Annotated in this window: 23 protein-coding genes, 1 pseudogene and 2 riboswitches; of the genes and pseudogenes, 13 read left to right on the top strand and 11 right to left on the bottom strand. The window is 66.4% G+C overall.

The window, feature by feature from the left end:
* Positions 1-99 precede the first annotated feature (99 nt).
* Genes BACI348_RS20235 through mnhG form a run of 6 tightly spaced genes read left to right on the top strand, consistent with a single transcriptional unit; the run spans position 100 to position 6,510 of the window.
* Positions 100-3,177 carry a Na+/H+ antiporter subunit A gene (locus tag BACI348_RS20235; RefSeq protein ID WP_159829564.1) on the top strand — a complete coding sequence of 1,026 codons (3,078 nt, stop codon included), beginning with the start codon at positions 100-102 and terminating at the stop codon, positions 3,175-3,177.
* Complete coding sequence (locus tag BACI348_RS20230; protein ID WP_159829562.1) at positions 3,174-3,692, top strand: Na(+)/H(+) antiporter subunit C; 519 nt, start codon at positions 3,174-3,176, stop codon at positions 3,690-3,692. The genes BACI348_RS20235 and BACI348_RS20230 overlap by 4 nt, the downstream gene beginning before the upstream one ends.
* Positions 3,689-5,293, top strand: coding sequence for a Na+/H+ antiporter subunit D (locus BACI348_RS20225; RefSeq protein WP_159829560.1), 1,605 nt, complete (start codon positions 3,689-3,691; stop codon positions 5,291-5,293). Before BACI348_RS20230 ends, BACI348_RS20225 begins: the two co-directional genes overlap by 4 nt.
* Positions 5,290-5,835 carry a Na+/H+ antiporter subunit E gene (locus BACI348_RS20220; protein ID WP_159829558.1) on the top strand — a complete coding sequence of 182 codons (546 nt, stop codon included), beginning with the start codon at positions 5,290-5,292 and terminating at the stop codon, positions 5,833-5,835. The genes BACI348_RS20225 and BACI348_RS20220 overlap by 4 nt, the downstream gene beginning before the upstream one ends.
* A complete protein-coding gene (locus BACI348_RS20215) occupies positions 5,832-6,110 on the top strand; it encodes an MrpF/PhaF family protein (protein WP_159829556.1) in 279 nt (92 codons plus the stop codon). The genes BACI348_RS20220 and BACI348_RS20215 overlap by 4 nt, the downstream gene beginning before the upstream one ends.
* Positions 6,100-6,510, top strand: coding sequence for a monovalent cation/H(+) antiporter subunit G (mnhG, locus tag BACI348_RS20210; RefSeq protein ID WP_159829554.1), 411 nt, complete (start codon positions 6,100-6,102; stop codon positions 6,508-6,510). Before BACI348_RS20215 ends, mnhG begins: the two co-directional genes overlap by 11 nt.
* A gap of 70 nt (positions 6,511-6,580) precedes the next feature.
* On the opposite strand, the gene BACI348_RS20205 is transcribed toward mnhG, so the two are convergent.
* The 6 genes from BACI348_RS20205 to BACI348_RS20180 all read right to left on the bottom strand — a co-directional run bounded on the left by BACI348_RS20205 (position 6,581) and on the right by BACI348_RS20180 (position 10,586).
* Positions 6,581-6,844, bottom strand: coding sequence for a DUF4235 domain-containing protein (locus tag BACI348_RS20205; RefSeq protein WP_159829552.1), 264 nt, complete (start codon positions 6,842-6,844; stop codon positions 6,581-6,583).
* A gap of 95 nt (positions 6,845-6,939) precedes the next feature.
* Positions 6,940-7,155: a CDGSH iron-sulfur domain-containing protein gene (locus BACI348_RS20200; protein ID WP_159829550.1), complete on the bottom strand. Its 216-nt coding sequence runs from the start codon at positions 7,153-7,155 to the stop codon at positions 6,940-6,942.
* Entirely contained in the window at positions 7,152-8,228 is a 1,077-nt protein-coding gene (locus BACI348_RS20195) for a glycosyltransferase family 2 protein (protein WP_201298467.1), read from the bottom strand. Before BACI348_RS20195 ends, BACI348_RS20200 begins: the two co-directional genes overlap by 4 nt.
* Complete coding sequence (locus tag BACI348_RS20190; RefSeq protein ID WP_159829548.1) at positions 8,225-9,298, bottom strand: iron-containing redox enzyme family protein; 1,074 nt, start codon at positions 9,296-9,298, stop codon at positions 8,225-8,227. Before BACI348_RS20190 ends, BACI348_RS20195 begins: the two co-directional genes overlap by 4 nt.
* Positions 9,299-9,352: 54 nt before the next feature.
* A complete protein-coding gene (locus tag BACI348_RS20185; protein ID WP_159829546.1) occupies positions 9,353-9,865 on the bottom strand; it encodes a DUF4383 domain-containing protein in 513 nt (170 codons plus the stop codon).
* A gap of 178 nt (positions 9,866-10,043) precedes the next feature.
* A complete protein-coding gene (locus BACI348_RS20180; RefSeq protein ID WP_159829544.1) occupies positions 10,044-10,586 on the bottom strand; it encodes a heme-degrading domain-containing protein in 543 nt (180 codons plus the stop codon).
* A gap of 73 nt (positions 10,587-10,659) precedes the next feature.
* A riboswitch (TPP riboswitch) is annotated at positions 10,660-10,800 on the top strand.
* 57 nt (positions 10,801-10,857) lie between these two features.
* Here BACI348_RS20180 and BACI348_RS20175 point away from each other — a divergent pair.
* Genes BACI348_RS20175 through BACI348_RS20165 form a run of 3 tightly spaced genes read left to right on the top strand, consistent with a single transcriptional unit; the run spans position 10,858 to position 13,834 of the window.
* Complete coding sequence (locus tag BACI348_RS20175) at positions 10,858-11,481, top strand: ECF transporter S component (protein WP_159829542.1); 624 nt, start codon at positions 10,858-10,860, stop codon at positions 11,479-11,481.
* The gene (locus BACI348_RS20170) at positions 11,481-13,037 is read left to right on the top strand and encodes an ABC transporter ATP-binding protein (RefSeq protein WP_159829540.1); all 1,557 of its coding nucleotides are present in this window, start codon (positions 11,481-11,483) and stop codon (positions 13,035-13,037) included. Before BACI348_RS20175 ends, BACI348_RS20170 begins: the two co-directional genes overlap by 1 nt.
* Positions 13,034-13,834, top strand: a complete 801-nt coding sequence (locus tag BACI348_RS20165) for an energy-coupling factor transporter transmembrane component T family protein (protein ID WP_159829538.1) — start codon at positions 13,034-13,036, stop codon at positions 13,832-13,834. Before BACI348_RS20170 ends, BACI348_RS20165 begins: the two co-directional genes overlap by 4 nt.
* Before the next feature lie 88 nt (positions 13,835-13,922).
* On the opposite strand, the gene BACI348_RS20160 is transcribed toward BACI348_RS20165, so the two are convergent.
* Entirely contained in the window at positions 13,923-14,708 is a 786-nt protein-coding gene (locus BACI348_RS20160; protein WP_236557658.1) for a glycoside hydrolase family 25 domain-containing protein, read from the bottom strand.
* A 231-nt stretch (positions 14,709-14,939) separates the two neighbouring features.
* On the opposite strand from BACI348_RS20160, the gene BACI348_RS20155 reads away from it, so the two are divergent.
* Together BACI348_RS20155 and BACI348_RS20150 are read left to right on the top strand one after the other, a co-directional pair.
* Positions 14,940-16,463, top strand: coding sequence for a UDP-N-acetylglucosamine 1-carboxyvinyltransferase (locus BACI348_RS20155; RefSeq protein ID WP_159829534.1), 1,524 nt, complete (start codon positions 14,940-14,942; stop codon positions 16,461-16,463).
* A 67-nt stretch (positions 16,464-16,530) separates the two neighbouring features.
* Entirely contained in the window at positions 16,531-17,763 is a 1,233-nt protein-coding gene (locus tag BACI348_RS20150) for a glutamate--cysteine ligase 2 (RefSeq protein ID WP_159829532.1), read from the top strand.
* 254 nt (positions 17,764-18,017) lie between these two features.
* Here the strand turns inward: BACI348_RS20150 and BACI348_RS20145 are convergent.
* Positions 18,018-18,299, bottom strand: a pseudogene (locus BACI348_RS20145) (hypothetical protein); the annotation flags it as partial.
* Positions 18,300-18,560: 261 nt separating this feature from the next.
* On the opposite strand from BACI348_RS20145, the gene BACI348_RS20140 reads away from it, so the two are divergent.
* Positions 18,561-18,872 carry a DUF1905 domain-containing protein gene (locus BACI348_RS20140; protein WP_159829530.1) on the top strand — a complete coding sequence of 104 codons (312 nt, stop codon included), beginning with the start codon at positions 18,561-18,563 and terminating at the stop codon, positions 18,870-18,872.
* Here BACI348_RS20140 and BACI348_RS20135 read toward each other — a convergent pair.
* From BACI348_RS20135 to BACI348_RS20125, 3 genes are read right to left on the bottom strand one after another with little or no spacing between them, the layout of a single operon-like run.
* On the bottom strand, positions 18,869-20,077 hold the full coding sequence (locus BACI348_RS20135) for an O-succinylhomoserine sulfhydrylase (RefSeq protein WP_159829528.1): 1,209 nt from the start codon (positions 20,075-20,077) through the stop codon (positions 18,869-18,871). The genes BACI348_RS20140 and BACI348_RS20135 overlap by 4 nt on opposite strands.
* Positions 20,078-20,491, bottom strand: coding sequence for a rhodanese-like domain-containing protein (locus BACI348_RS20130; RefSeq protein WP_159829526.1), 414 nt, complete (start codon positions 20,489-20,491; stop codon positions 20,078-20,080). It abuts the gene before it with no gap.
* Positions 20,488-20,766, bottom strand: a complete 279-nt coding sequence (locus BACI348_RS20125) for a DUF1737 domain-containing protein (protein WP_159829524.1) — start codon at positions 20,764-20,766, stop codon at positions 20,488-20,490. The genes BACI348_RS20130 and BACI348_RS20125 overlap by 4 nt, the downstream gene beginning before the upstream one ends.
* A gap of 13 nt (positions 20,767-20,779) precedes the next feature.
* A riboswitch (SAM riboswitch) is annotated at positions 20,780-20,894 on the bottom strand.
* A 355-nt stretch (positions 20,895-21,249) separates the two neighbouring features.
* Here BACI348_RS20125 and opgC point away from each other — a divergent pair.
* Entirely contained in the window at positions 21,250-23,640 is a 2,391-nt protein-coding gene (gene opgC, locus BACI348_RS20120) for an OpgC domain-containing protein (protein WP_159830375.1), read from the top strand.
* Positions 23,641-23,776: the final 136 nt, after the last annotated feature.

Genomic DNA, 23,776 nt, shown 5'->3' with positions numbered 1-23,776 from the left:
GGTACAGAAGCCTTGATAAACTGAGGGCTCCCGGACCTAACGAATGAACCGCCTGCTCCAACTTTTGACAATCGAATCCCTGACGTTGCGGAGATAACAGTGATCACAGTCCTTGCCGTGCACTTTACGGTGGCTGCGCTGGCGCCGTTCTTCTTCAGGGCCTGGGGCCGCAACGCTTTCTACATCCTGGCCGCTGTTCCCGCGGCGTCCTTTGCCTGGCTCCTGTTCCAGCACGCTCCGGTGTACTCGGCCGACGGCGCTGTGTCCGAGGTGGTCCCGTGGATCCCTGGACTCCAGCTTGAGTTCGCCTTCCGGATGGATGCCCTTGCCTGGGTGATGTCGCTGTTGGTGCTGGGCGTCGGTTCGCTGGTCCTGGTGTATTGCGCACGGTACTTCAAGGAAAAAGACCAGGACCTCGGCAGCTTCGGGGCCCAGCTCCTGGCGTTTGCCGGTGCCATGTTCGGCCTGGTGGTGGCTGACGACCTTCTGCTGCTGTTCATCTTCTGGGAACTCACCACCATCCTGTCCTACCTGCTGATCGGCTTCGCCCGGACCAGGCTGGCCGCACGGCGGTCCGCGCTGCAGGCGCTGATGGTCACCACCGCGGGCGGCCTGGCCATGCTTGTGGGCCTCATCATGCTCGGCCACGCGGCCGGTACTTACAGGATTTCGGCCATCCTGCAGGAAGCACCGGACCTCGCCAACGGGACGTCGGCTGCCATGGTGAGTGCCGCCGTCGTACTTATCCTGGTGGGCGCCATTACCAAGTCCGCCCTGGTCCCCTTCCACTTCTGGCTTCCTGGAGCCATGGCGGCGCCCACCCCGGTGAGCGCGTACCTGCACGCCGCCGCGATGGTCAAGGCCGGTATCTACCTGGTGGCGAGGCTCGCGCCCGGCTTCGCCGGGACGTCCTACTGGCAGCCGGTGGTGCTGGGCCTCGGGCTGGCCACGATGCTGGTGGGGGGCTACCGGGCCCTCCGCCAGACCGACATCAAGCTCATCCTCGCCTACGGCACGGTCAGCCAGCTGGGGTTCCTCACCATGGTGGTGGGGCTCGGCACGCCCGACGCAGCCCTCGCGGGCCTGGCGATGCTGCTGGCCCACGGCCTGTTCAAAGCCACGCTGTTCCTGGTGGTGGGCATCATCGACCACCAGTCGGGCACCCGCGATGTCACCAAGCTCTCCGGCGTTTTCCGGTCCTCGCGGGCCCTGGGCATCGTGGCCGGCATCGGTGCCGCCTCCATGGCCGGCGTTCCGCTCCTGGGCGGGTTCGTAGCCAAGGAATCGGTGCTGGAGGCGTTTGTCCACCACGCCGGTGCCCCCGAAGCCGGCGTGTGGGGAATGGTGGTCCTGGCCGGCCTGGTCCTGGGATCCGTCCTCACCTTCGCGTACAGCGCCCGTTTTATGTGGGGTGCTTTCGCCACGAAGCCGGGCGTGGACCCCACACCGTTCAAGGCCATCAGCCCTGCCTTCCTGGCAGCGCCCGCCATCCTCAGCCTCCTCACCATTGCCTACGGACTTTGGCCGGTCGCCGTTGACGCGTGGATCCAGCCGTACGCGGCACTGTTTGCTTCCACCGCGCCCGACGCCGGCACCCCGGCCGAGCAGGCCGGTCACCTCGCGCTGTGGCATGGCTTCACCCCGGCGCTGGGGCTGACGGCCCTCACCTTCGCGTTGGGCCTGGCGATGTACTTCGGCCGCAACGCCGTGGCACGGGTCCAGTCCCTGGTGCCGCCCTGGGTGGACGCGGACAAGGGGTACCAGCTCACTATCGGTGCGCTGGACGATGTGGCGGTGTGGATCACCGGCCGCACCCAGCGCGGTTCGCTGTACTACTACCTGGCAGTCATCCTCAGTGTCGCTTTTGTGCTGCCGCTCTCGGCCATTGTGCTGGCGGGCAAACCCCTGCCGGAGAACGTCTACCTGATTGATCCCGGTTCCCCGCTCCAGCTGGTGGTGGGAGCGGGCATCGTGATCGGCGCCCTGGCCGCGGTCAAGGCGAACAAACGCTTCCTGGCCGTCCTGATGGTTTCGGTGACCGGCTACGGCATCGCCCTGATGTTTGCGCTGCAGGGCGCCCCGGACCTGGCACTGACCCAGATGCTGGTGGAGACCATCATCCTGGTGGCCTTCGTCCTGGCCATGCGCAGCCTGCCGCCCGAGCTGCGGGACCGCACCGGCGGAAAATACCGCGTGGTGCGTGTGATCATCGGCCTGGGCTTCGGCGTCACCATGGTTTTTGCCGGGATCCACGCCATGGGCGCACGGATCGCGACGCCGGTGTCCCTGGAGTTCCCGCGCCTCGCCTACGAGGGCGGCGGCGGCCTCAACATCGTCAACGTGACGCTGGTGGATATCCGCGCGTGGGATACCTTCGGCGAGATCAGCGTCCTGGCGCTGGCAGCCACCGGCGTGGCCAGCCTGATCTTCGTCCGCGGCCGCGGTGACCGGATCAGGAACTCAGCCACCGTTGCCGCGGGCACGGTGGGCCGGCTAAGGGGAGTGGACCCCGGGTCCCGGGACGCGGCTGCGCTCGCAGTCAGCAGGAAGTTCGCCGCCTCTGAGCGGGATGCCTGGATCGTGGCGGGCCGCACCCTGGCTCCGGAACGCCGCTCCATCATCTTCGAAGTGGTCACCCGACTGGTGTTCCACTCCATGATCATCTTTTCGCTCTACCTCCTCCTGGCCGGGCACAACCTGCCGGGCGGCGGATTCGCCGGCGGCCTTACTGCAGGCCTGGCCCTGACCATCCGCTACCTCGCCGGCGGCCGGTTCGAACTGCGCGAAGCCACCCCCGTCAGCGCCGGTGCCCTGCTGGGGATCGGGCTGGCCGTGGCCGCTGCCTCCGGTGTGGTGCCGCTGCTTCTGGGCGGCCAGGTGTTCCAGACGGCCATCATCGAACTCTGGTTGCCGGTGTTCGGGGACATCAAGTTCGTCACGTCCACCATCTTCGACATCGGTGTGTACATCGTGGTGGTGGGCCTGGTGCTGGACGTCCTGCGGAGCCTCGGAGCCGAGATCGACGAGCACTTTGAGCAGCGCTCCGCGGATCCTGCCGGCGCCCTGCCGGACGACGACCAGGACGAGGCGGGGGACGCAGCCGGCCCGGCCGTGCGCGCAAGCGGGCAGCAGTCCGAAGGCGTAGCCGCCGAAACCACCTTGAGGGGCCAAGCATGAGCGTGAACCTGACCCTCCTGATCGTGATGGGCGCCCTGTACGCCTGCGGGATCTACCTGATCCTGGAACGCAGCCTGACGCGTGTACTGCTGGGGCTGATGCTCCTGGCCAACGCCACCAACCTGCTGATCCTGGCCACGGGCGGCTATGCCGGCCTCGCACCCTTCTATTCCAAGGAAACGGCGGCGGAGGATTACAACGATCCCCTTCCGCAGGCGCTGATCCTGACGTCCATCGTGATCTCGTTTGCAGTGACGGCCTTTATGCTCGGCATCATTTACCGCACCTGGGTCCTGGCCCGCAGGGATGAGATCCAGGACGACCTGGAAGACCTCCGTGTGGCGGAAACGCCCAGCTTCGACGCCGAAGATGACGCCGAAATCCCTGCCGAGACCTCCGAGTTCCCCGTGACGGTTCCGGCGGGTGGCCGCGAGATCCCTGCCGAAGACGCAGTCCAGGAAGAGAAACCCGGCTCCACGAATGTGGACCCTCGCCCGGAAGGAGGCGGAAAGTGAACATTGCAAGCTTTGCCCCGCTCGCCGTCGTACTTCCCATCCTGGGCGCTGCCCTCACATTCCTGCTGATCCGGCACTCACGGGCCCAGCGCGCCGTCAGCATCGGCCTGCTGTCCCTCACGCTGCTGCTCGAATGCCTCCTGCTGGCATCGGTGTGGGACGGCGGAACGGCCGCGGTGACCATCGGCGGCTGGCTGCCGCCCTGGGGCATCGTGATGGTGGTGGACCAGTTCTCCTCGCTGATGCTGGTGGTCTCCTCGGCGGTGAGCCTCGCCGTGCTGGTGTACGCCACCGGGCAGGGCATGGCCGACGGCGACCAGGACGCGCCGGTCTCGATCTTCCACCCCACGTACCTGATCCTGGTGGCCGGGGTGTCCAACGCGTTCCTGTCCGGGGACCTCTTCAACCTCTACGTCGGCTTCGAGATCCTGCTGACGGCAAGCTATGTGCTGATGACGCTGGGCGGGACCGGACCGCGGATCCGGGCAGGCGTCACCTATGTGGTGGTGTCCGTGGTGTCATCCGTGTTGTTCCTGATCTCCATTGCGATGGTTTACGGGGCCACCGGAACCGTCAACATGGCTGACCTCGCCATCAAGCTCGGCGAGCTGGACCAGGGCACCAAAACGCTCCTCCACGTGATGCTGCTGGTGGCGTTCGGCATCAAGGCCGCTGTTTTCCCGCTGTCCTTCTGGCTGCCTGACTCCTACCCCACGGCTCCCGCGCCGGTCACCGCCGTGTTCGCCGGCCTGCTGACAAAGGTGGGGGTGTACGCGATGGTGCGGACCGAAACCCTGCTCTTCCCCGGGGACACGCTCAACACGCCCCTGATGGTGGCTGCGCTGCTGACCATGGTGGTGGGCATTCTGGGTGCGCTGGCCCAGAGCGACATCAAGCGACTGCTCTCGTTTACCCTGGTTAGTCACATCGGGTACATGGTGTTCGGCCTGGCCATGTCCTCCACGGCCGGGCTGGGGGCTGCGGTTTTCTACGTGGCCCACCACATCACCATCCAGACCAGCCTGTTCCTGGTGACCGGCCTGATCGAGCGCCGCGGCGGCAGCTCATCGGTGGACCGCCTGGGCGGACTCGCCAAACTGTCGCCCCTGCTGGCGCTGCTGTTCTTCATTCCCGCCATGAATCTGGCCGGCATCCCCCCGTTCTCCGGATTCCTCGGGAAGGTGGGACTGATGCAGGCGGGCATCGAGCTGGGCACGCCGCTGGCTTACGCCCTGGTGATCGGCGGGGTGGTCACCAGCTTGCTGACCCTGCTGGCCATCGCCAGGGTGTGGAACCGTGCCTTCTGGCGCAGGCCCGCTGACGCCGAGCATCCGGACCCCGTCCTGCTGGCAACGCCGGCGGCGAGGGTGGCCGGGCCGGGAGCCAAGCGGAACTCCGCGACGCTCCTGCCGCGCACCATGGTTGGCTCCACGCTGGGACTGGTGGTTCTCGGCGTCGCGCTGACGGTCTTCGCGGGTCCGCTGTTTAGGGTCTCTGACCAGGCCGCCTACGACATGCTCAACAGGTCTTCCTACATCCGGGCGGTCCTGGGCGAAGACACCGTAGTGCCGATGATCCTGACGGCCGGAGGAGGAAAATGAGCCGCCGCCGCATCTCACTGCGCCAGGAACTCCCGCTCCTGGTCTGGCTGGTGATCGTCTGGGGTGCCCTGTGGCAGGACTTCAGCCCCGGGAACCTGCTGTTCGGCACCCTGCTGGCTGTCGCCGTTGCCAGGCTCTTCTACCTCCCGCCCGTGGAGCTCAGCGGCCGCTTCAACATCCTTTACGCCGTTCCCTTCGCGCTGGTGTTCCTGGCGAAGGTGGTGGTGGCCAGCGCCCAGGTCCTGTACCTGGCCGTGATGCGCGGGCCGCAGGTGAAGAACGCCGTGGTGGCCGTAACACTGCGCAGCCACCAGGACCTGCTGGTCACCGCCACCGGGCACGTTATATCCCTGATTCCCGGCTCGCTGGTGGTGGAGGTGGACCGGTCAACGTCCACGTTGTACCTGCACGCCCTGAATATCAGCTCCGCCGAGGACGTGGATAACCTCCGCGCCGAAGTCCGTTCCATCGAAGCGGGACTGATCCGGATCATGGGCACCAGGGAAGAAGTCGATGCCGTCCGGACGGAGGCCGCCGCATGATGCAGACAGTCCTGGTTCTCACAGCCGTCATCTTTTCGCTCGCCGCTGCCGGCGCGATCATCAGGATCGCCCGCGGTCCGTCGCTGCTGGACCGGGTGCTTGCGGCGGACGTCCTGCTCGCCATCCTCGGCGGGGCCCTCTGCGTGGACATGGCCGTGAACCGGCACCTGAACAATTTGATGCTGGTGGTGGCCATCTCCATCATCGGGTTTATCGGGTCCGTCACGGTGGCCCGGTTCGTGGCCGACCGAAGGGAGCAGCCGGATGAGTCCTGACCCTACTGGCCTGGATTTTTGGATCGACCTGTTCTCGGCGGTGTTTATGGTGGTGGGGGCCGTGATGTCCCTCGGCGCCGCCATTGGCCTGCTCCGCTTCCCGGACCTGCTGAGCCGCATGCATGCCGCCACCAAGCCGCAGGTACTGGGGCTGTTCCTGCTGCTGGCCGCGATCGGGCTGCAGATGCGCACCTGGTGGGTGTGGCCGGTGCTGGTGGTCGCCTGGATCTTCCAGCTGCTGACCGTGCCGGTGTCCGCACATATGGTGGGGCGGGCCGGCTACCGCACCAAGCATCTGCACCGCGAACTGCTGACGGCCGACGAGCTGGAGGCCGTGGTGCAGAAAGCCGCCGCCAAAACCGCCCGTGAGGACAGTTCCGGCGACGGCCAGCTGCACTAGGAGATTTTGTTCAGGTATGCAGGCTTCCGGCGCGCTTAGCCCTGCATATCCGGCCAAAAACTCCTGGGGGTCAGACGATGTCCTGGCTCTTGGCGAACCGGGTGATGGCGCGCTGGGTGCCGCGGTTGGCCAGGACCTGGATGATGGTGCTGACCGAGGCTGAGATCAGCGCGAAGGTCAGCGCGGACTGCAGGCTGGTGGGGATGTCCTCGTCCTTGCCGGTGGGCGGCTTCCGGCCGGTGGTCTTTTCCCAGACGGTGTTGACCAGCTTGGTCCCGATGAAGCCGGCGCCAAGGCTCACGCCGGTACCGAGCAGCTTGATGAAGAAATTCATTGTCGAGTACTCCTTGCGGGCGGAAAACGGACTGTACCCAGCCTAACTGCCCATTCTCCGGCACCGGCACAGGAACAGCAGGGAGTGCGGCCGCGTCAGCCGGCAGGCGGTTCCGTCCTGAACTTGATCATCTTGTGGGTTCCGTCGCAGTAGGGCTTGATCGCGGACGCGCCGCACCGGCAGAGCGCCACGGTCTGGCGCTGCCGGGGGACCGGGTCCCCGGACGGAGTGACGATCTCGAAATCGCCCCGGACAATCAGCGGGCCGTCGGGGCACACCACGATCGAGCTTTCGGCGGGTTCCTGGTTCATGGTTGCTCCTTGGGTGCGTGGTCGGTTTTCAACTGCTGTTGGTGTTTCCCGAGCTTGCCTTGGTGCCGGCGCCGAAGCCCGGCCTCCGAGTGGGCGGCGGTCTTAAGCCGTGTCCCGGCGTACGGCACACCGCCGGTAAGCCGGAACCCCAGGGCAAGCCAGATGCATACGGCACGCTCCAGGATCCACAACGGGGCGTACAGGGTGGCCCGGAAGGGGAAGACCTCGGTCCCGGAGTGCCTCCGTCGACCCGTCTCCGCGATGAGGACCGGTGCCGCCGCCAGCGCCAGGAGCGCGGCCCCACGTCGCCCGGCGGGAAGCCGGGCAGCGCAGACGGTCACCGGGAGCAGGGCAAGTTCTACACAGAGGCGCCGCGGCTGGGCGAAGTCATCGTAAGCCTGGCGCGTGCGCTGCTTGAGGAAGTGCCGGAACTTCGGCGGCGTGCGTGCCACCAGCAGGTCAGGCACGATTTTTTCCCGGCCGCCCGCCGCTTGGACGGTGCGGATCAGTTCAAGGTTCTCGAAGAGCACCGGATCGTAGCCGCCGGTGGCCATCAGCGCGCTCCTTCGAACGGCCACGGTGCCGGGGTAGTCCGCAGACCACGCGCGGTTAATCAGGCTCCGCGCCGTATCCCAGCAGGCATGCCAGGGCAGCGGATCAAAGTAGTTCTGCGGCCGCACAATGTCCGCCGAGCTGAGGTGATGGACGACGGTGGCGAGCGACTCGCGCGTGTAGCGAACGTCGTCGTCGGCTATCACCAACAGTTCCGCCGAGGAGGCGCGGACGCCGGTCATAACGCCGGCCACCTTGCCGTTACCGGCCGTGCTGCTGCCGTTACGGGCGGAGCCGCTGGCGGGCTCGGGACAGATGTGGCGCACGTCGGGCGGAAAGGCGGCCCGGTGCCGCTCGAACAGCCCAGGGGCGGAGCCGTCCACCACGGTGACGGAAATCCACTCAAGAAGCCGCCCGAGGTAGGCGGCCAGGTCCTGCAGCTCCGGATCCCGTTCGGACTCTTCCGTCCAGCGCAGTGGCAGGATGTATTCCGCGGACGGCCCCACGGACGGGGTGCTCATGCTGCTGCCGGTACGGCCGCCCTCAGTGAGGTCATTCCGTTTTCCCAGCTGGCCAGGAGATGCGCGGAAAGCCTGCCATCGATGGCCATGGCCGCCGCCGCCCCGAACAGGACATCAGTCAGCAGCCCGGGTTCAGCTTCCACCAGGCCGCCTGCGAGGTCGCGCCCGGCGATCTGCTCATGGACGGCGTCGGCTTCCACGTGCTCGTCGAAGTAGTGGGTTACGTCCGCGTCGAAGCCGTGCCGCCGGAAGCCGTTCCCATACAGCCGGTTCGGCTGTGAGGAGGTCATCTCGTAAATGGCGAGGTGCCCGGTGATGGCCCCGCGGAGTCGGCGGTTCAACCCGAACAGGGACATCATGTTCACCGCGGCCAGGGAGACGGCAGGAACAGCGTCGACGTAGGCGCCGTACCGGTCCTCCATGCCCAAGCCCCGCATGGTGCGGGCAAACAGTGCGCTGTGCATCCGTTCGGGGCGTCCGCCGCCGTACTCGTCGGCCTGGATTTCCACAAGGGCTGCCTTGGGCCTGCCGGTGAGGCGGGGGATGGCCCAGGTGTGCGGGTCCGCTTCCTTGAGCTGGTAGATGGACTTGTGGATCAGGAACTCCTTGACCTGGTCCAGCGTCGCCTTCTTGGCCACGAAGCGGGAGACGCTGGGCCCGGTGTCGCTGGCGGCAAGGCCGAAGAGGATGTCCGCCACGGCGTCGCTGGTCAGCTCCCCAGCTGGCGGCAGGGTCACACTCTCAGCGGCGGAGGCGGAGGCGGAGGCGGCGGCAGCGCGGAGCGCGGCTTCAAACGGCCGTTCGATCAGGCGGCGGACCTGGATCAGTCCGGGTTCCCACTCCCACTCATCATTGATGCCTTCCAGCCCGGAGTAGTGCAGCTCATAGAGGCAGAAGAGGGCCAGCTGGACGTCGTCGTCGCCGATGATGTCAGCGGACGCCGTCAGGTGGCGCGCGGCCAGCAGGCGCAGTTCGTCGACGGCGGCGGAACCCTCGTCGCTGCCGGGCGTGCAGGCGAGTGCCCGAAAGAGGGTGCTGGTAATGGGACCTCGAGGTTCCGGGAACTTCATGATGCTCCTTTGGGCGGCGTTGCAGCGTCTTCGACAGCGGGTTTCGGTGGAGGGTCAGGTCTTGTTGTGCTGGTGGTCCGGGACACTCCCCGGGTCCCCGGTGGGACTGCCGGGGACAGTCTCTGTGGCAGGAACGGTCTTTGGTGACAGCAGGACGGCCAGGGCGATCATCGCCAGGCCCAACGCCAGGTGCAGCCAGTTGTCCGCATTGTTCTCGGGAAGGAAGTTCGCCGGCAGGTCGTCGCCCACCAACAGGCCGTAGAGCCACAGGAAGAGATAGGCGACGCCACCGTAGATGAGGAAGTTCCGCCCCTGCCGGTGCGTCCTGGCCATCACCAGGCCGGCTGCTCCGAACAGCGCGTGGACTGCGTTATGCAATATGGACACCTGGAAAACGCCGAAGAGCTCGGCTTCAGATCCAGGGCCGGCAACGCGGAGGGAATCGTAGTTGGCAGTGATGCCCGGAATGAATCCCAAAATCCCCAACAGCAGGAAGACTGCGCCTGTGCCGAGGGTGGCCTTCTGAAGGCCCGTCCTCGCATCGGTGGCGCGGGTGCTGACCGCCATAACCTGTCTCCTCAAAAGCCGGGAACAACATAGTAAGCATGATTACTAATAAAAGCTAAGCACGCTTCCTACCCGGACCTGCGAAGAGCTGGGGATCAGGGGCCGGCTCCCTTGCCCTGCCCGCACCTGGTTTCCCCGGCGGGATCAGTCGTGGCGCACTGCTCCCGGCTATGACGTGTCAGTCTGCACGCATCGAACCCAGGACCTCGCGCAGGGCCCGCACCACCATGTTGTGGTCCGCCGCCTGGGGGAGCCCGGAAACAGTCACGGTTGCCACGGCACCTACCCCTGCGACGTAGACCGGAAATGACCCGCCGTGGGCCGCGTAGCGGGCCTGGTCAAACCAGGCGTGGTCCTCGATCCGGCCGCCGCCCAGCCGTCCGCGCAGTCCCACCAGCAGGGACGGCACCTCGTACCGGGCGGCGGTGCGCTGTTTGGCCCGGATCCAGTGTTCGTTGTCCGGGGTGGCGCCAGGCAGGGCGACGTGGAAGAGCACCTGTTCGCCCTTGGTGATGTCGATGGCGATGGGGAGCTGGTCCTCCTTGCCCAGTTCCACCAGCAGCAGACCCAGGTTCAGTGCATCGTCCATGGAGAACCGGGGGAACTGGAGCTCGCGGATTTCACCCTCGATCCGTGCGATGAAGCCTTCCAGCGAGCCCTCCGGCTGGGTGGCATCGGAGTCGGGATCGAACTCGGTCATATCCGGTGAGTTGGCAGTCATGGCCCACAATCTACCCCTCCGCCGGTGTAAACTGGACCACGCCCAGCAGGGCTTATTATCAACCCACAGAATCATTCAACGACAGGGGAGCGCCGCCGTCGGGAGTCTCTGGTTATGCCAGGATCCGCAGGTGGGCGCTGAGAGTGCGGACAGCCGCAGACCCTCGAACCTGATCCGGTTAGTACCGGCGCAAGGGAGTCGAGTTCTCGAAGTCCGGCACCGGCATTGTGCCGATGCCGCGCTTTCCCCTCCTGTTCCTCAGGAGGATCGCATGGCAACAACAGCAGTAAAGAAGACCACCGGCAAGTCCTGGCGCGTCGTGGACATCGTGGTGGCGGCACTGATCGCCATCGCCGGCGGCGTCATCTTCTGGGCATGGTCCCAGGGGGCCGCCGCCGTTTCGGCCCCCATGAACGCCGTCTACCCGCCGCTGACCGGCCTGATCGCAGGCGGCTGGATGATTCCGGCGGTGCTGGGCATGCTCATCATCCGCAAGCCGGGCGCCGCCCTGTTTTGCGAGACCGTCGCCGCCACCGGTGAGCTGCTGATGGGATCTCAGTACGGCGCTTCCGTGCTCTTCTCCGGTTTTGTCCAGGGCCTGGGCGCAGAGATCATCTTCGCCATCTTCGTGTACCGCAAGTTCAACCTGCCCGTATCCCTGCTCGCCGGCGCCGGCGCTGGCCTGTTCTGCGGCCTGAACGATTCCTTCGCTCCCTGGGGCTGGAACATCGCCTACTCGGGCGGGGACAAGCTCGCCTACATCATCTTTACCGCCGTTTCGGGCGCCATCATCGCCGGCGCCCTGTCCTGGATCGCCACGCGCGGCCTGGCGAAGACCGGCGTCCTGAGCTCCTTCGCCTCCCGCAAGGCAGCAACGGAGCCCGTTTTCTCCTGATGACCGCCACTTCGCAACACGGCGCGTCATTGGCGGCGCGTCCGGCTGCCATCAGCGCCCGCGGGTGGGGCTGGCGGCATGCGGGACGCGCCAAGGCTGCCGTGCGTGCCCTCGACCTGGACATCCAGCCCGGCGAGCGGGTGCTCCTCCTGGGCCCGTCCGGAGCGGGCAAGTCCACCCTCCTCCATGCTTTGGCGGGGGTGCTTGGCGATGCCAACGATGACGACGGCGAGGCTGGCGATTCCGACGAGTCCGGTTCGCTGCTGGTTGACGGCGGCTACCCCCGGGAGCAGCGCGGCCGCGCCGGCCTGATGCAGCAGGATCCGGAGACCCAAGTGGTTCTGTCCCGGGTGGGTGACGACGTCGCCTTCGGTGCCGAGAACCTCGCCGTGCCACGCGATGACATCTGGACGCGCGTGCACGAGGCGCTGGCCGACGTCGGCCTCTCCCACCTGCCGCTGGACCACCCGACGTCGGCCCTGTCCGGCGGCCAGAAACAGCGGCTCGCGCTCGCGGGCATCCTTGCCATGCGGCCCGGGCTGATCCTCCTCGACGAGCCCACCGCCAACCTGGACCCAGCCGGGGTTTTGGAGGTCCGCGACGCCGTGGCGCGGTGCCTGGACAAGACCGGGGCCACCCTGGTGGTGGTGGAGCACCGGGTGGACGTATGGAAGGACCTGGTGGACCGGATTGTGGTGCTGCAGCCGGGATCGTCCACCGATTCCGCCGTGCTCCTGGACGGGCCGCCGGACCGGGTGCTCAGCGAGGCCCGGAGCATGCTGACCGCTGCCGGCGTATGGGTGCCCGGCTATGTTCCGGACACGAGACAGCGTTCGTCGAATCCGGCTGCCGGGACGGGCGGTCTCCTGCTTGCCGCCGAGGAACTGGCGGTTTCGCGTGAGCGGGCGCGCCGCAAGGGATTCCGGAAGGTGCCGGCCGAGCCGGTGCAGCAGGGTATCTCCGCGCAGGTCCGTGCCGGGCAGGCGTTGGCCGTCACGGGACCCAACGGCGCCGGAAAATCCACTTTTGCCTTGACGCTTGCCGGGCTTTTGGGGCCTGTGGCCGGCAAGGTTTCGGCCACCGTGGCCCTGAGCAGGGGTGCGGGAATCGACCCGTACCAATGGAAGGCGGAGCAGCTGATCGAGCGTGTGGGTACCGTTTTCCAGGAGCCCGAGCACCAGTTCGTTACCGGGAAAGTGCTGGACGAACTCCTGTTTGGCCCCCGGCATCTTGGCCACGGGACGGAGCGGGTGGATGAGCTGCTGGAGCGGTTGCGGCTGACGGACCTCGTGGATGCCAACCCGTATACGCTCTCCGGCGGCGAGAAACGGCGGCTCTCGGTGGCGACGGTCCTGGCGGCGCACCCCCAGGTCCTGGTCCTGGACGAACCCACCTTTGGCCAGGACGCCAACACGTGGGCCGAGCTGGCCTCGTTCCTGTCCGAGCTCCTGGATGCCGGCACGGCAGTGGTCTCTGTGACCCACGACGCCGAGTTCACAGCTGCCCTGGGCGGGACGGAACTGCGGATGGCCGCAGCGCCGGCCGTGGCGCCATGAGACAGGAACTGAATCTCCAGGGAAACCGTGCCCTGCTGACCCGGGCCAACCCGCTGAGCAAGCTCGCCGCGGTGTTCCTGGTGACCGCGGTGCTGGCACTGTCCATCGACTGGGTTTCCGCCTCGGTGGCGCTCATCCTTGAACTCCTGCTGTTCCCGCTGGCGGGCCTCACGCTGACGCTGTTATGGCAGCGCGGCTGGCCGCTGATCCTCGCCGCGACCGTGGGCGGCTGGAGCACCTCCATCCTGGCGCCGGACAGCGGAAAGACGCTGATCGACGTCGGCCTCTGGACCATGAGCGAAGGCTCACTGGAGCTGGGGGCAGGGTTCATGCTGCGTGGGCTGGCGATTGCGCTGCCGGCGGTGCTGCTGATGAGCTGCACCGATCCTACTGACCTGGCCGACGCGCTGGCGCAGAAGGCCCGGCTGCCGCACCGGTTTGTTCTGGGGACCTTGGCGGCGATGCGCCTGGTGGGACTGCTGGCTGAGGAGTGGCAGACCATCGGCATGGCCCGCCGCGCCCGCGGTGTTGGCTCGCGGGGGTCAGCGCTGCAGCGGGTGAAGGCGACGCTGGGACAGAGCTTCGGACTCCTGGTCCAGGCGATCCGGCGGGCGTCCCGGCTGGCGGTCACCATGGAAGCGCGCGGTTTCGGCGACGGAACCCGGACCTGGGCCCGCGAGTCGACGTACAGCAGCCTTGATGTGTGGGTGCTGGGCGGCGGAGTGGTGATGGCCGGTGCTGCGTTTGCGGCCGCCCTGTGGGCCGGAACCTGGAACATGGTGTGGCTGGGGAGTTGACCGCGGCTGGCCTGGCTTGGTCCTGGTGGCTGCCTGGGTCTTGTTGCCCGTGGCTCGGAGCATGGGCCTTTCCGCCCGCGGGCGAAGCCTAGGAGTTCAGTTCGCAGGAGTAGTTGTAGTCGAACCCCCGCGACACGAACTGGGTGAGCGCCACTTCACCCCCGGCGGTCAGCGGCGGGTTGGCGCAGTTTCCCTTGGCGCCGGTCACGGTGCGCGCCCCCGCCAGCCAGCTGGGCAGTGAGTACAGATTGCTCGAGCTGCTCACGGTTCCCACGATCTGGCTCCATTGGGATCCGGTCGAATAAATCCCAACATCCTTGGCGTTGATGCTGCGGAAGAACGCCGTCATGCCCTCCAGGACTGCGCGGTTGGCATCCTTGTCCGTCGAGGACCAGCTGTTCCCGGTTTCAACATCCAGCCACCAGATGTAGTCCGCGGGGTTGCTGATCCCGCGGATGTAGGCGTCGTCCCAGGCTTTGGCGTAGCCGTACATGTAGGCGCAGGCCTTGCCGTAGTCCTTGGCCTTGCACGGCCCGTACGGGTTTTGGACACGCGTGCCGATGGGATACTCGTCACTGTCGGGCCACCACGAGCCGGCGCTGCCCGGGTTGGCGGTGTTCACGTACAGCGAGACCTTCGGCTGCGGGGTGCCGCCGGAGGACGTCGCCGCCCACTTAAGCTGTTCACTGAGGCATGGGTTGGTGGTGTTGGCCAAGCCGTTGTTCACGCCCACGATCCCGAACGCCTGGCCCTTGGGAAGGTCCTTGCCGCACTGGGGCCACGAAACGTCATTGCCCAGAAGCGATTGCGTCCCCTCGCCCGCTGAAGGTGCTGCGGATGCTGGCCACGCAGGAATCAGGAGCAAGGCGGCCATGAGTAGGGCAGCCCATGCAGCAAACGGTCGCGTGGCATGCTTTGTCCGCACCGGGCCACCTCCGTAGACGCTGACGAACGAGGTCCTTCCAGTCTCCCCCGCCCCGGCGCGCAGGGTCAAGGATATGGGAGCGCGCTCTTTCTATCGCATGTAGCGGGTAAACGCTGTTCCTGAAGCGCGCCGCTCCGGATTACTCGCCGGGGCTTAGCTCATTTATGATATATTCTCGGCATGACTCAGGAGACCACGGAACACGTTGCCGCCATGCTTCGGGATGCCCGCAGCGAGAAGGGCTGGACCCAGGGCCAGCTGGCCTCGGAGCTCGGCACCAGCCAGAGCGCCATTGCCCGGATGGAGCAGGGAAAGCAAAACCTGAGCCTGAAGATGATCCAGCGCCTCGAAACCATTTTTGGCCGGAGCATCGTCAATGTGGGCAGGCCACAGATGACGCACCTCCGCGTGGAGGGCGGACGCACCCTGTCCGGCGCCGTGGATGTCAACAGCAGCAAGAATGCCGGCGTCGCGCTCCTATGCGCCAGCCTCATCAACCGGGGCACCACCGTTCTTCGCCGTCTTGCCCGCATCGAGGAAGTCAACCGCATCGTCGAGGTACTCATCAGCATCGGCGTCGAATGCACCTGGCTGAACGACAGCGACCTCCAGCTCCGTCGCCCGGAGGTCCTGGACCTCGAGGCCATGGACGTGGAGGCCGCCCGCCGCACCCGCAGTGTCATCATGCTGCTGGGGCCGCTGCTGGATGAGTCAGCGGCATACCGCCTTCCTTACGCGGGCGGCTGCGACCTGGGCACCCGGACCGTGGAACCGCACATGCAGGCGCTGCGCCAGTTCGGCCTCAGCGTGGAAGCAACCCAGGGGTTCTACACGGTGCAGGCGCCTTCTGCCGATACCCGCGACCGCTCCTTCGTACTGACCGAGCGAGGCGATACGGTCACCGAGAACGCCATCATGGCTGCGGCGCACCGCGAGGGAACCACTGTGATCCGCAACGCCAGCCCCAACTACATGGTGCAGGACCTCTGCTTCTACCTGCAGATGCTGGGCGTGCGCATCGACGGCGTGGGCACCACCACGCTGAGGATCACGGGCCGCACCGTGATCAATGCCGAGATCGAATATTTCCCGTCCGAGGATCCCATCGAAGCCATGAGCCTGATCACCGCAGGCATTGTGACCAACTCCGAGGTGACCATCCGCCGCGTGCCCATCGAGTTTATGGAGATCGAACTGGCCACGCTGGAGCAAATGGGCCAGCAGCTGGAGATCTCGGGCGAGTACATGGCGCGCAACGGCCGGACCCGGCTTGTGGACGTCACCACCAAGCCGTCCGAGCTGCACGCCCCCGAGGACAAAATCCACCCGATGCCGTTCCCGGGCCTGAACATCGACAACCTGCCGTTCTTCGCCGTGATTGCCGCGAATGCCGGGGGCCAGACCATGATCCACGACTGGGTCTACGAAAACCGGGCCATCTACCTGACAGAGCTGAACCGGCTGGGCGCGCAGGTGCAGCTGCTGGACCCGCACCGGATCTACGTCAACGGGCCCACCAAATGGCGCGCGGCAGAGATCGGCTGCCCGCCGGCCCTCCGCCCTGCGGCCTGCCTGCTGCTGGCCATGCTGGCGGCGCGGGGAGTGTCCGAGCTGCGGAACATCTACGTCATCGAGCGCGGTTACGAGGACCTGGCCGAGCGGCTTAACACCATCGGGGCCAAGGTGGAGTACTTCCAGGACTGAGCATTCACTCTTCGTCATGATGCGTTGAAGGCCCGCAAAAGGCCGTGCCCTGCCGCAGAATGTGAGTATGCGTACGTTCGGCGTCGAGGAAGAACTCCTGATCGTTGATCCGGAGAGCGGTGAGCCGCTTGCCCTGGCCGATGCGCTCCTGTCCGGGCGCCGCATGGCGGCCGATGATGCTCCGGACGACCCCCGCGTTCTGGAACAAGAAGACAAAACTGTTTTCGACGACGACGAGATGGGCTTGAGTGCCGAACTCAAGCTGGAGCAGATTGAGACGCAGACCCGGCCGTGCCTGGAGTACGGAGAGTTGCTGGAGCAGATCCGTGCCGGGCGGGCGCTTGCGGACAGGGCTGCCAAGAAGAACAACGCGCGGGTGGCGGCGCTGGCCACCTCACCGCTTGGTTTGTCCAGCCACACCACTCCTGATCCCCGGTACGCCAAAATGCTGGAGCGGTTTGGCCTCACTGCCCAGGAGCAGCTGACCTGCGGCTTCCATGTCCACACTTACATTGAGTCCCACGACGAGGGCGTGGCGGTGCTGGACCGGATCCGCGACAAGCTCGCGGTACTGACGGCACTCAGCGCCAATTCCCCGTTCTGGAACGGCATGCCGACCGGCTTCGAGAGCTACCGCACGCAGGCATGGAACCGCTGGCCGACGGCCGGGCCTGCGGGAATCTACGGCAACTACTCTGCCTATCGGCGGGTGGTCACCCGGCTCCTGGACAGCGGCGTGATGCTGGATGAAGGGATGCTGTACTTCGACGCCCGCCTCTCGCGGAACCACCCCACTGTTGAGGTCAGGGTGGCGGACGTGTGCCTCCGCGCAGAGGATGCCGCGCTCATCGCCGTCCTGGTGCGGGCGCTCGTAGAGACTGCGAGCCGGGAGTGGCGCGACGGCGTGGATCCGGCTCCGGTGCCCACCGTACTTTTGCGGATGGCTTCCTGGCAGGCAAGCAGCGCGGGACTCGGCGGCGAACTGCTCGACTTTGGGACGTTCCGGCCCGCGCGTGCCGCAGATGTGGTGCGTTCGCTGGTGGACTACCTCGCCCCGGTCCTGCAGGAGAACGGCGAACTTGCCTTGGCCCGGCAGGGTATTGAGGACGTTATTGCCCGCGGAACAGGGGCAGCCGAACAGCGGCGTGTGCGGGACAAGGCTTTGGCGGCCACAGAGCCTGCCGACCTTCTTGGGTTCGGCGCCGTGGTCAGGCATGCCGTGGACATCACCATGCGGGGCGCGCTGGATCTTTCCAAGGTCGAGGAGGCCCCGGAACTGCTGCGGGTGAGGCAGTCCTAACGGCTGCCGGCGGTTGGTCGCCGGGGAGCCAGGGCGGCAGATCCGTTGCACGGGGCAAGTGCAGAGGTGATTCCGCGTTCAAGGATTCAAGGAACCGGGTGGTTCGTCCGGGGTTGGGACTCGGGGTGTTTCGGTTGCTTAGGCAGGAGTGATTCTCCCGCGGGTAGCGGTCCGGTTGTTCCTCTTGTGGGGAGGAGTCCGGGTGGCCAGTGTGGTGGTTCCCGGTCGTGGTGTTCGGCTGTGTGGTGGCGGCCGGTGGTGCGGTTCCAGATGGCGTTGGCGGTGTCTCCGGGGAGGTAGAGGGAGAGCCAGGCCATGCCGTCGCGGTCGGGGCTGTATTCCATCCGACGGTCGGCGGCGACCGCCATCCGTTCGAGGCGGATCTCGTACCGGCGCTGCAGCACATCCACAACATCACCAGTACCCGTACCGGCACCGGCTTCGAGGGCGGCGTCTTCGAGGAACAGCGCGTTCAGGCGCGCGGTAGAGACCTGGATGCCTTCCATCACTGTTGCCGGTCCCGCGTCGTTGCCCATGCCCACATCTTCCAGCGAGGCACCGACATTGCGAGGGGCGCGTTACGGATGCGGGGAGCTGGCAGGCAGGATCGCCTCGTGACCAATCCGCTCGCCCGGAAGGATTTTCCCCATAAAAGACTTCCTGCAAGGGGGTCTGACATTGGAGGGTACTGAGCCGCCCCGCCTACAAGCGGCTTAGCCCGTCGATGCCAGCACACAAGTGGCGTGGCCGGGCACTCACCTGTGGCGCCCGCAAAGGCGCCGTGCCATACTCGGCGCGTGACGGCGTCGTATTCCTTCAAGGCCGAATTATGGCTGTACCCGGGCGAAGCGGGCTGGCATTTCCTGACCCTGCCGCCAGAGGTCGCGGACGATGTCCGGGCTCAAACTGCCGGTGCCGGCAAGGCGTTCGGCTCGATCAAAGTCACGGCAAAAGTCGGCGGCCACTCCTGGCAGACTTCGCTCTTTCGGGACACCAGGAGCGGCTCGTACCTTCTCCCCGTCAAGAAGGACATCAGGGACAAAGCCGGGATCGGTGAAGGCGACGAAGTCACCGCCCACCTCTCCGTCCTGGACCGGCCCAAAAGCTAGATCTGCTTCAGCGCCTGTTCCAGGTCGCCGATCAGGTCGTTCACGTCCTCCAGGCCGACAGAAAGCCGTACAACGCCGTCGCTCAAGCCAATCGCGGCCCGGCCCTCCGGCCCCATCGCACGGTGCGTGGTGGTGGCCGGGTGGGTAATGAGCGATTTCGAGTCACCGAGGTTGTTGGAGATGTCGATGATCTTCAGGGCGTCCAGCAGTGCGAAGGCGGCTTCCTTGCCCGAGCGGCCGCCGGAGGGGGCCAGTTCCAGGGTCAGCACCGTGCCGCCGGCGCTCATCTGCTTCGCCGCCAGCTCATACTGCGGGTGTGACTTCAAGAGCGGGTACTTCACCCAGCTCACGGCCGGCTGCTGCTCCAGCCACTCAGCAATCCGCAGGGCGGACGCGGAGGAGTGGTTGACGCGCAGGGCCATGGTCTCCAGGCCCTTGGTGAGGACCCAGGCGTTGAAGGCGGACAGCGACGGGCCTGTGTGCCGCATGAGCTGCTTGACGGGCCCGTCGATGAATTCCTTGGTCCCCAGGATGGCGCCTCCCAGCACGCGGCCCTGGCCGTCGATGTGCTTGGTGCCGGAGTAGACAATGACGTCGGCACCCAGCTTGCCGCAGCGCTGCAGCAGGGGAGTGGCAAAGACGTTGTCCACCACCACGGTGGCGCCGGCTGCGTGCGCGAGTTCGCTCACCGCCGCAACGTCCACGATCTCCTGCATCGGGTTGGATGGCGACTCGAAGAACACGGCGGTGGTGGGCTCGGACAAAGCAGACCGCCACTGGTCCAGGTCCGGGCCGTCCACAAAAACGGTCTCCACGCCCCAGCGCGGCAGGATCTCGTTGAGGATCACGAAGCAGGAGCCAAAGAGCGAGCGGGCGGCAACAACGCGGTCGCCGGCAGCCAGCAAGGCACCCAGGGCGGTGAACACCGCGGACATACCGGACGCCGTCGCAAAGCACGCCTCGGCGCCTTCCAGGAGGCGGAGCCGCTCCTGGAAGGTGGCCACGGAGGGGTTGCCGTAGCGTGAGTAGACGAAGCGTTCGTCCTCGCCGGTGAAGGCCCGCTCGGCCGCAGCGGCGGATTCGTACACGAAGCCGGAGTTCAGGAACACGGCCTCGCTGGTTTCCTGGAAGTTGGTGCGGTCCAGTCCGCCGCGGACGGCCTGGGTCTCAGGGCTCCAGCCGGCGGCGTCTGCGTTAAAGGTCACTTAGTTCTTTCCCAGGTTGGTTGGCAGGCCGCGGTTTTTCCAGCCGTTGACGGTGCGTTCGCCGTAGCGGTCCGGCTCACCTTCGAAGCCTTCCAGCACGTTGTAGGAGGTGAAGCCGGCCTGCGTGGCGGCGATGGCGGCAGCGATGGAACGCTGGCCTGAGCGGCACAGGAAGAGCAGCTCAGTGGAGGGATCCTCGGGTGCCTGCTGGCTCAGGTCCTTGATGAAGTCGGGGTTGGGGATGCCGCCGGGGAAGGTCCACTGGATGAACAGCGGATCATTGTCCGTGGCTTTGGTGTCCGGAATCCCGATGTGCGCCCACTCGCCCTCGGTGCGGACGTCCACCAGGATGGCGTCGCCCTGCTCCAGCTTGTCCCAGGCTTCCTGGGGCGTGAGGTCTCCTGCGTAGCTCATGCGTGGCCCTCTCCTGCGAATTCGAGCTCGTCGCCGGCCAGTCCCAGCTCGTCCACGGCGGTGGCTACCGCGGCGTCGGCGGAAGCAACCGCTGCGGGCAGGATGACGGCCTGCGCCACGATGGCAGTGAGGCCGTTGAACGTGACGGCGGGGCTTCCGTGCAGCACATAGCCCTCGCCCAGCGCGGCCGAAATCCGCTCGCAGAAGGATCGGTCATCAGGCCCCGTGATAAGGCGGTAGGCCAGTTTTTCTTCGGGGGCAGGTGCGTCAGACATGACGGATCTCCTTCTCTCACGCTTGCAGCTCGAATCGGTCGATATGCCGAGTATTCACCTGAGGCACCCCGCCGCGAAAGGAGGGTTGCCGACCGGCCAGTCAGGGCTTGGCGCCGGTACTCATTACTCCCCAAAAACGTAACACTTGCCGCACGGGGCCGCATCGCCGTCGTCGTCATGTTCCGTAACTGAAGCGCGCGGAAGCTGCCTCAAGCGGCTTTGGGTGTGTTGCCGTGTGGTTCCCGGAACGTATGACGGCGGGAGCCGCCTTAGGGCGGTGACGGACGGTGACGCCCGCGGCAGCATCGGGCCGGATAGAGTTCTTACGGGGGCGCCGCCCCGGCAGTCGGAGCAAACTTTCTGGGGGTCCTCATCAGCACGCCAGCCGCCGCCACTCTACAGCCCCACCGCAGACACCCCCGTTTCCATCAGGGCCCGCAACATGCGTCCCTTCGCCGCACTGGTACTGCCCTGCTGGCCGTGATGCTGGTCGCGGTCCTCGCAGTGCTGCTGCCTGCCGGCTCCGCAAGGGCCGCAGAATCTTTCCCGGATGAGAGCAAACCGCTGCTGGGCGCAGTCCTTGAATGGGGCGAGGATACGGCCGCCGGGTTTGCGGACAGGCTGGGCGCCTCTCCCGCGCTGTTCGGGCACGATATCGCCCTTCCCTTCCGCGGCTCGGAGGAGGAGAACATCCGGGGCTTCCTGGAGCAATCGGGGCTGCAGGGCGCCCACGCCATGCTCACGGTGAAGCCCGGCATTCCGCTGGACCAAGTCACGGCAGGAATTGCCGCATCGTTCGCCGGCGAGGTCCGCAGACTTACGGCGAACTTCAAGGGCCAGGTGCTGATCAGGTTTGCCCCGGACATGAATTCAAGCTGGGTGGAATGGGGCCAGCAACCGGCCGCCTACCGCTCCGCCTTCCAGGCTGTGGCCGCGGCCTTCGAGGACGCTGACGCGAGCCGGACCTCGATGGTCTGGGAGCCGTACCTGGGAACGGGATACCCGTTCGACCGCCACCGGAACGCCCCCGCGCCGGGAAGCGAAGGCTTCGCCCTGCTCGATACCAATAGCGACGGTGTGTGGAACGGCTCGGATGCGGCCTATGCCCCCTACTACCCCGGGGACGACGCCGTCGACTGGGTGGGCCTGACGGCCTACCACGACGACACGGCCGGCGGGGCTCCCGTCAACACGGTGTCGCAGCCGAACGAGCTCGAGGAGATGCTCACGGCTTCGGGCGGCGAAAACTTCTACTCGACGTACGCGGCAGGGAAAAACAAGCCGTTCCTGCTCCAGACCTCCGCGTTCTACAGCCCGGCCTCCGGCGGCTCATCCGACGTGGACATCAAAGTGGGTTGGTGGGACCAGGTCCTCGGTGCCGCCACGTCCACGGAATTCGCCAGGACTGCGGCAGTGGTCTGGGACGAACGGACCAGCACCAGGGACACTGGGGTGGCAAGCATTGATTGGCTGCTCACCGGGAATCCCACGGTTGCATCGGCCGCCCGGGACCGGCTCGACGCTTCCGCCGTTGTGACGGGCCCTGTCACCCAGATGGCCGCCGGCAGCGGATATGTGCGCGCCAACACCCTCGCCGGGGCAACCGCCTGGACTGTGGGCGCTGCGCTGATCATCCTCCTGGTGGCACTGTGGCAAATTCCCCGGCGGGTCAACGCGGCCACGGCCTGGGGCTACACGGATCCCTCAAAGAGGGACTCCCGGGTGGACCTGCTGCGCGGCATGGCCATTGTCTTTGTGGTGGTGAACCACCTGGGCATGACGTCGCTGTTCCAACTGCTGACCCAGGAAGCGGTGGGCTTCGTTTCCGGAGCCGAGCTTTTTGTCCTCTTCTCCGGCCTGGTAGTGGGCATGGTCTACGGACCGAGGGTCAGGGGGGACTTCGGGACCGTGGTGGACCTGACCTCACGGCGGGCGGGGAAGCTTTACGTGACCGCGCTGGTGGTGCTCATCGGCGTCTTCCTGATTTCCCTGCTGCCCATATTCCAGGCCGATACCCTCACCACCTTCGTTGACCAGGGAACCGGGGGCGCGGGCCACAACGGTGCCGGCCGCACCTATGATCTGTACGCCGGGATGGAATCGTTGTTCCAGTTCCCCGTGCCGCCGCAGGTCCTGCCCGCCGTCCTGCTGCTGCAGTTCGGTCCCTGGCAGTTCAACGTCATGGGCCTCTACGTGGTGCTGCTGCTCGTCAGCCCGCTGATCCTTGCCGCGCTCAGCCGCGGCAAGGCCATGTGGGTGCTTGGCGCCACCCTGGCCGTGTACGCGCTGGGCGCCGTCACCCGGTTCCGGATCCTGCCCTCACAGTTCGAGGACTCGTTCCCGCTGCTGGTGTGGCAGGTCCTGTTCGTGATTGGACTGGTGGCGGGGTTCCACCGGCACCGCATCGTTTCATGGCTCACCGGCCACACCTGGGTAGTGGCGGCCTGCACGGCGGCTGCCTTTGCCTTTGCGTTCCTGTCCTGGGGCAACCCGTACCTGGCCAACGGCTTCGACGTCCGGCTCGCGATCATTCCGGACACGGTGTACCGCAGTATGTACGACCTCTTCTTCGCCCGCACCTACCTGGCGCCCGGCCGGCTCCTTAACGTCCTGGTGCTGGTGGTGGCCGCGTACGCGTTCCTGACGGCCTATTGGAAGCCGGTGGCACGCGCCCTGGGCTGGTTCCTGATTCCGTTGGGACAGGCAACCTTGTACGTCTTCATCATCCACGTGGCACTGATTGCGGTGATCGCCAATATCCCGGCGCTGCGCCAGGGCGATATTTGGCTCAACACCGCAGCCTATGCGCTGGTCCTTGGGCTGCTGTGGGTGATGGTCCGGACCCGGTTCCTCTTCCGCATCATCCCCACCTGACCACTTCTGGCCCCCGGCGTATGGCTGCCGGCTCGTGGAGGTGGACGCCGCCTACCCTGCTCCCGGAGGCAAGTAGGAACCGGCGTGGGCCTGGCCGGGACGCCCGGCCAGGCCCACGCCGGATTCCGCTGTGCAG

Origin of the sequence: Arthrobacter sp. 9AX (assembly GCF_902506095.1) — a bacterium.
Classification (GTDB): domain Bacteria; phylum Actinomycetota; class Actinomycetes; order Actinomycetales; family Micrococcaceae; genus Arthrobacter.
Note: the sequence above shows the minus strand (reverse complement) of the source record. Positions and strands in the feature narration are given on the sequence as shown.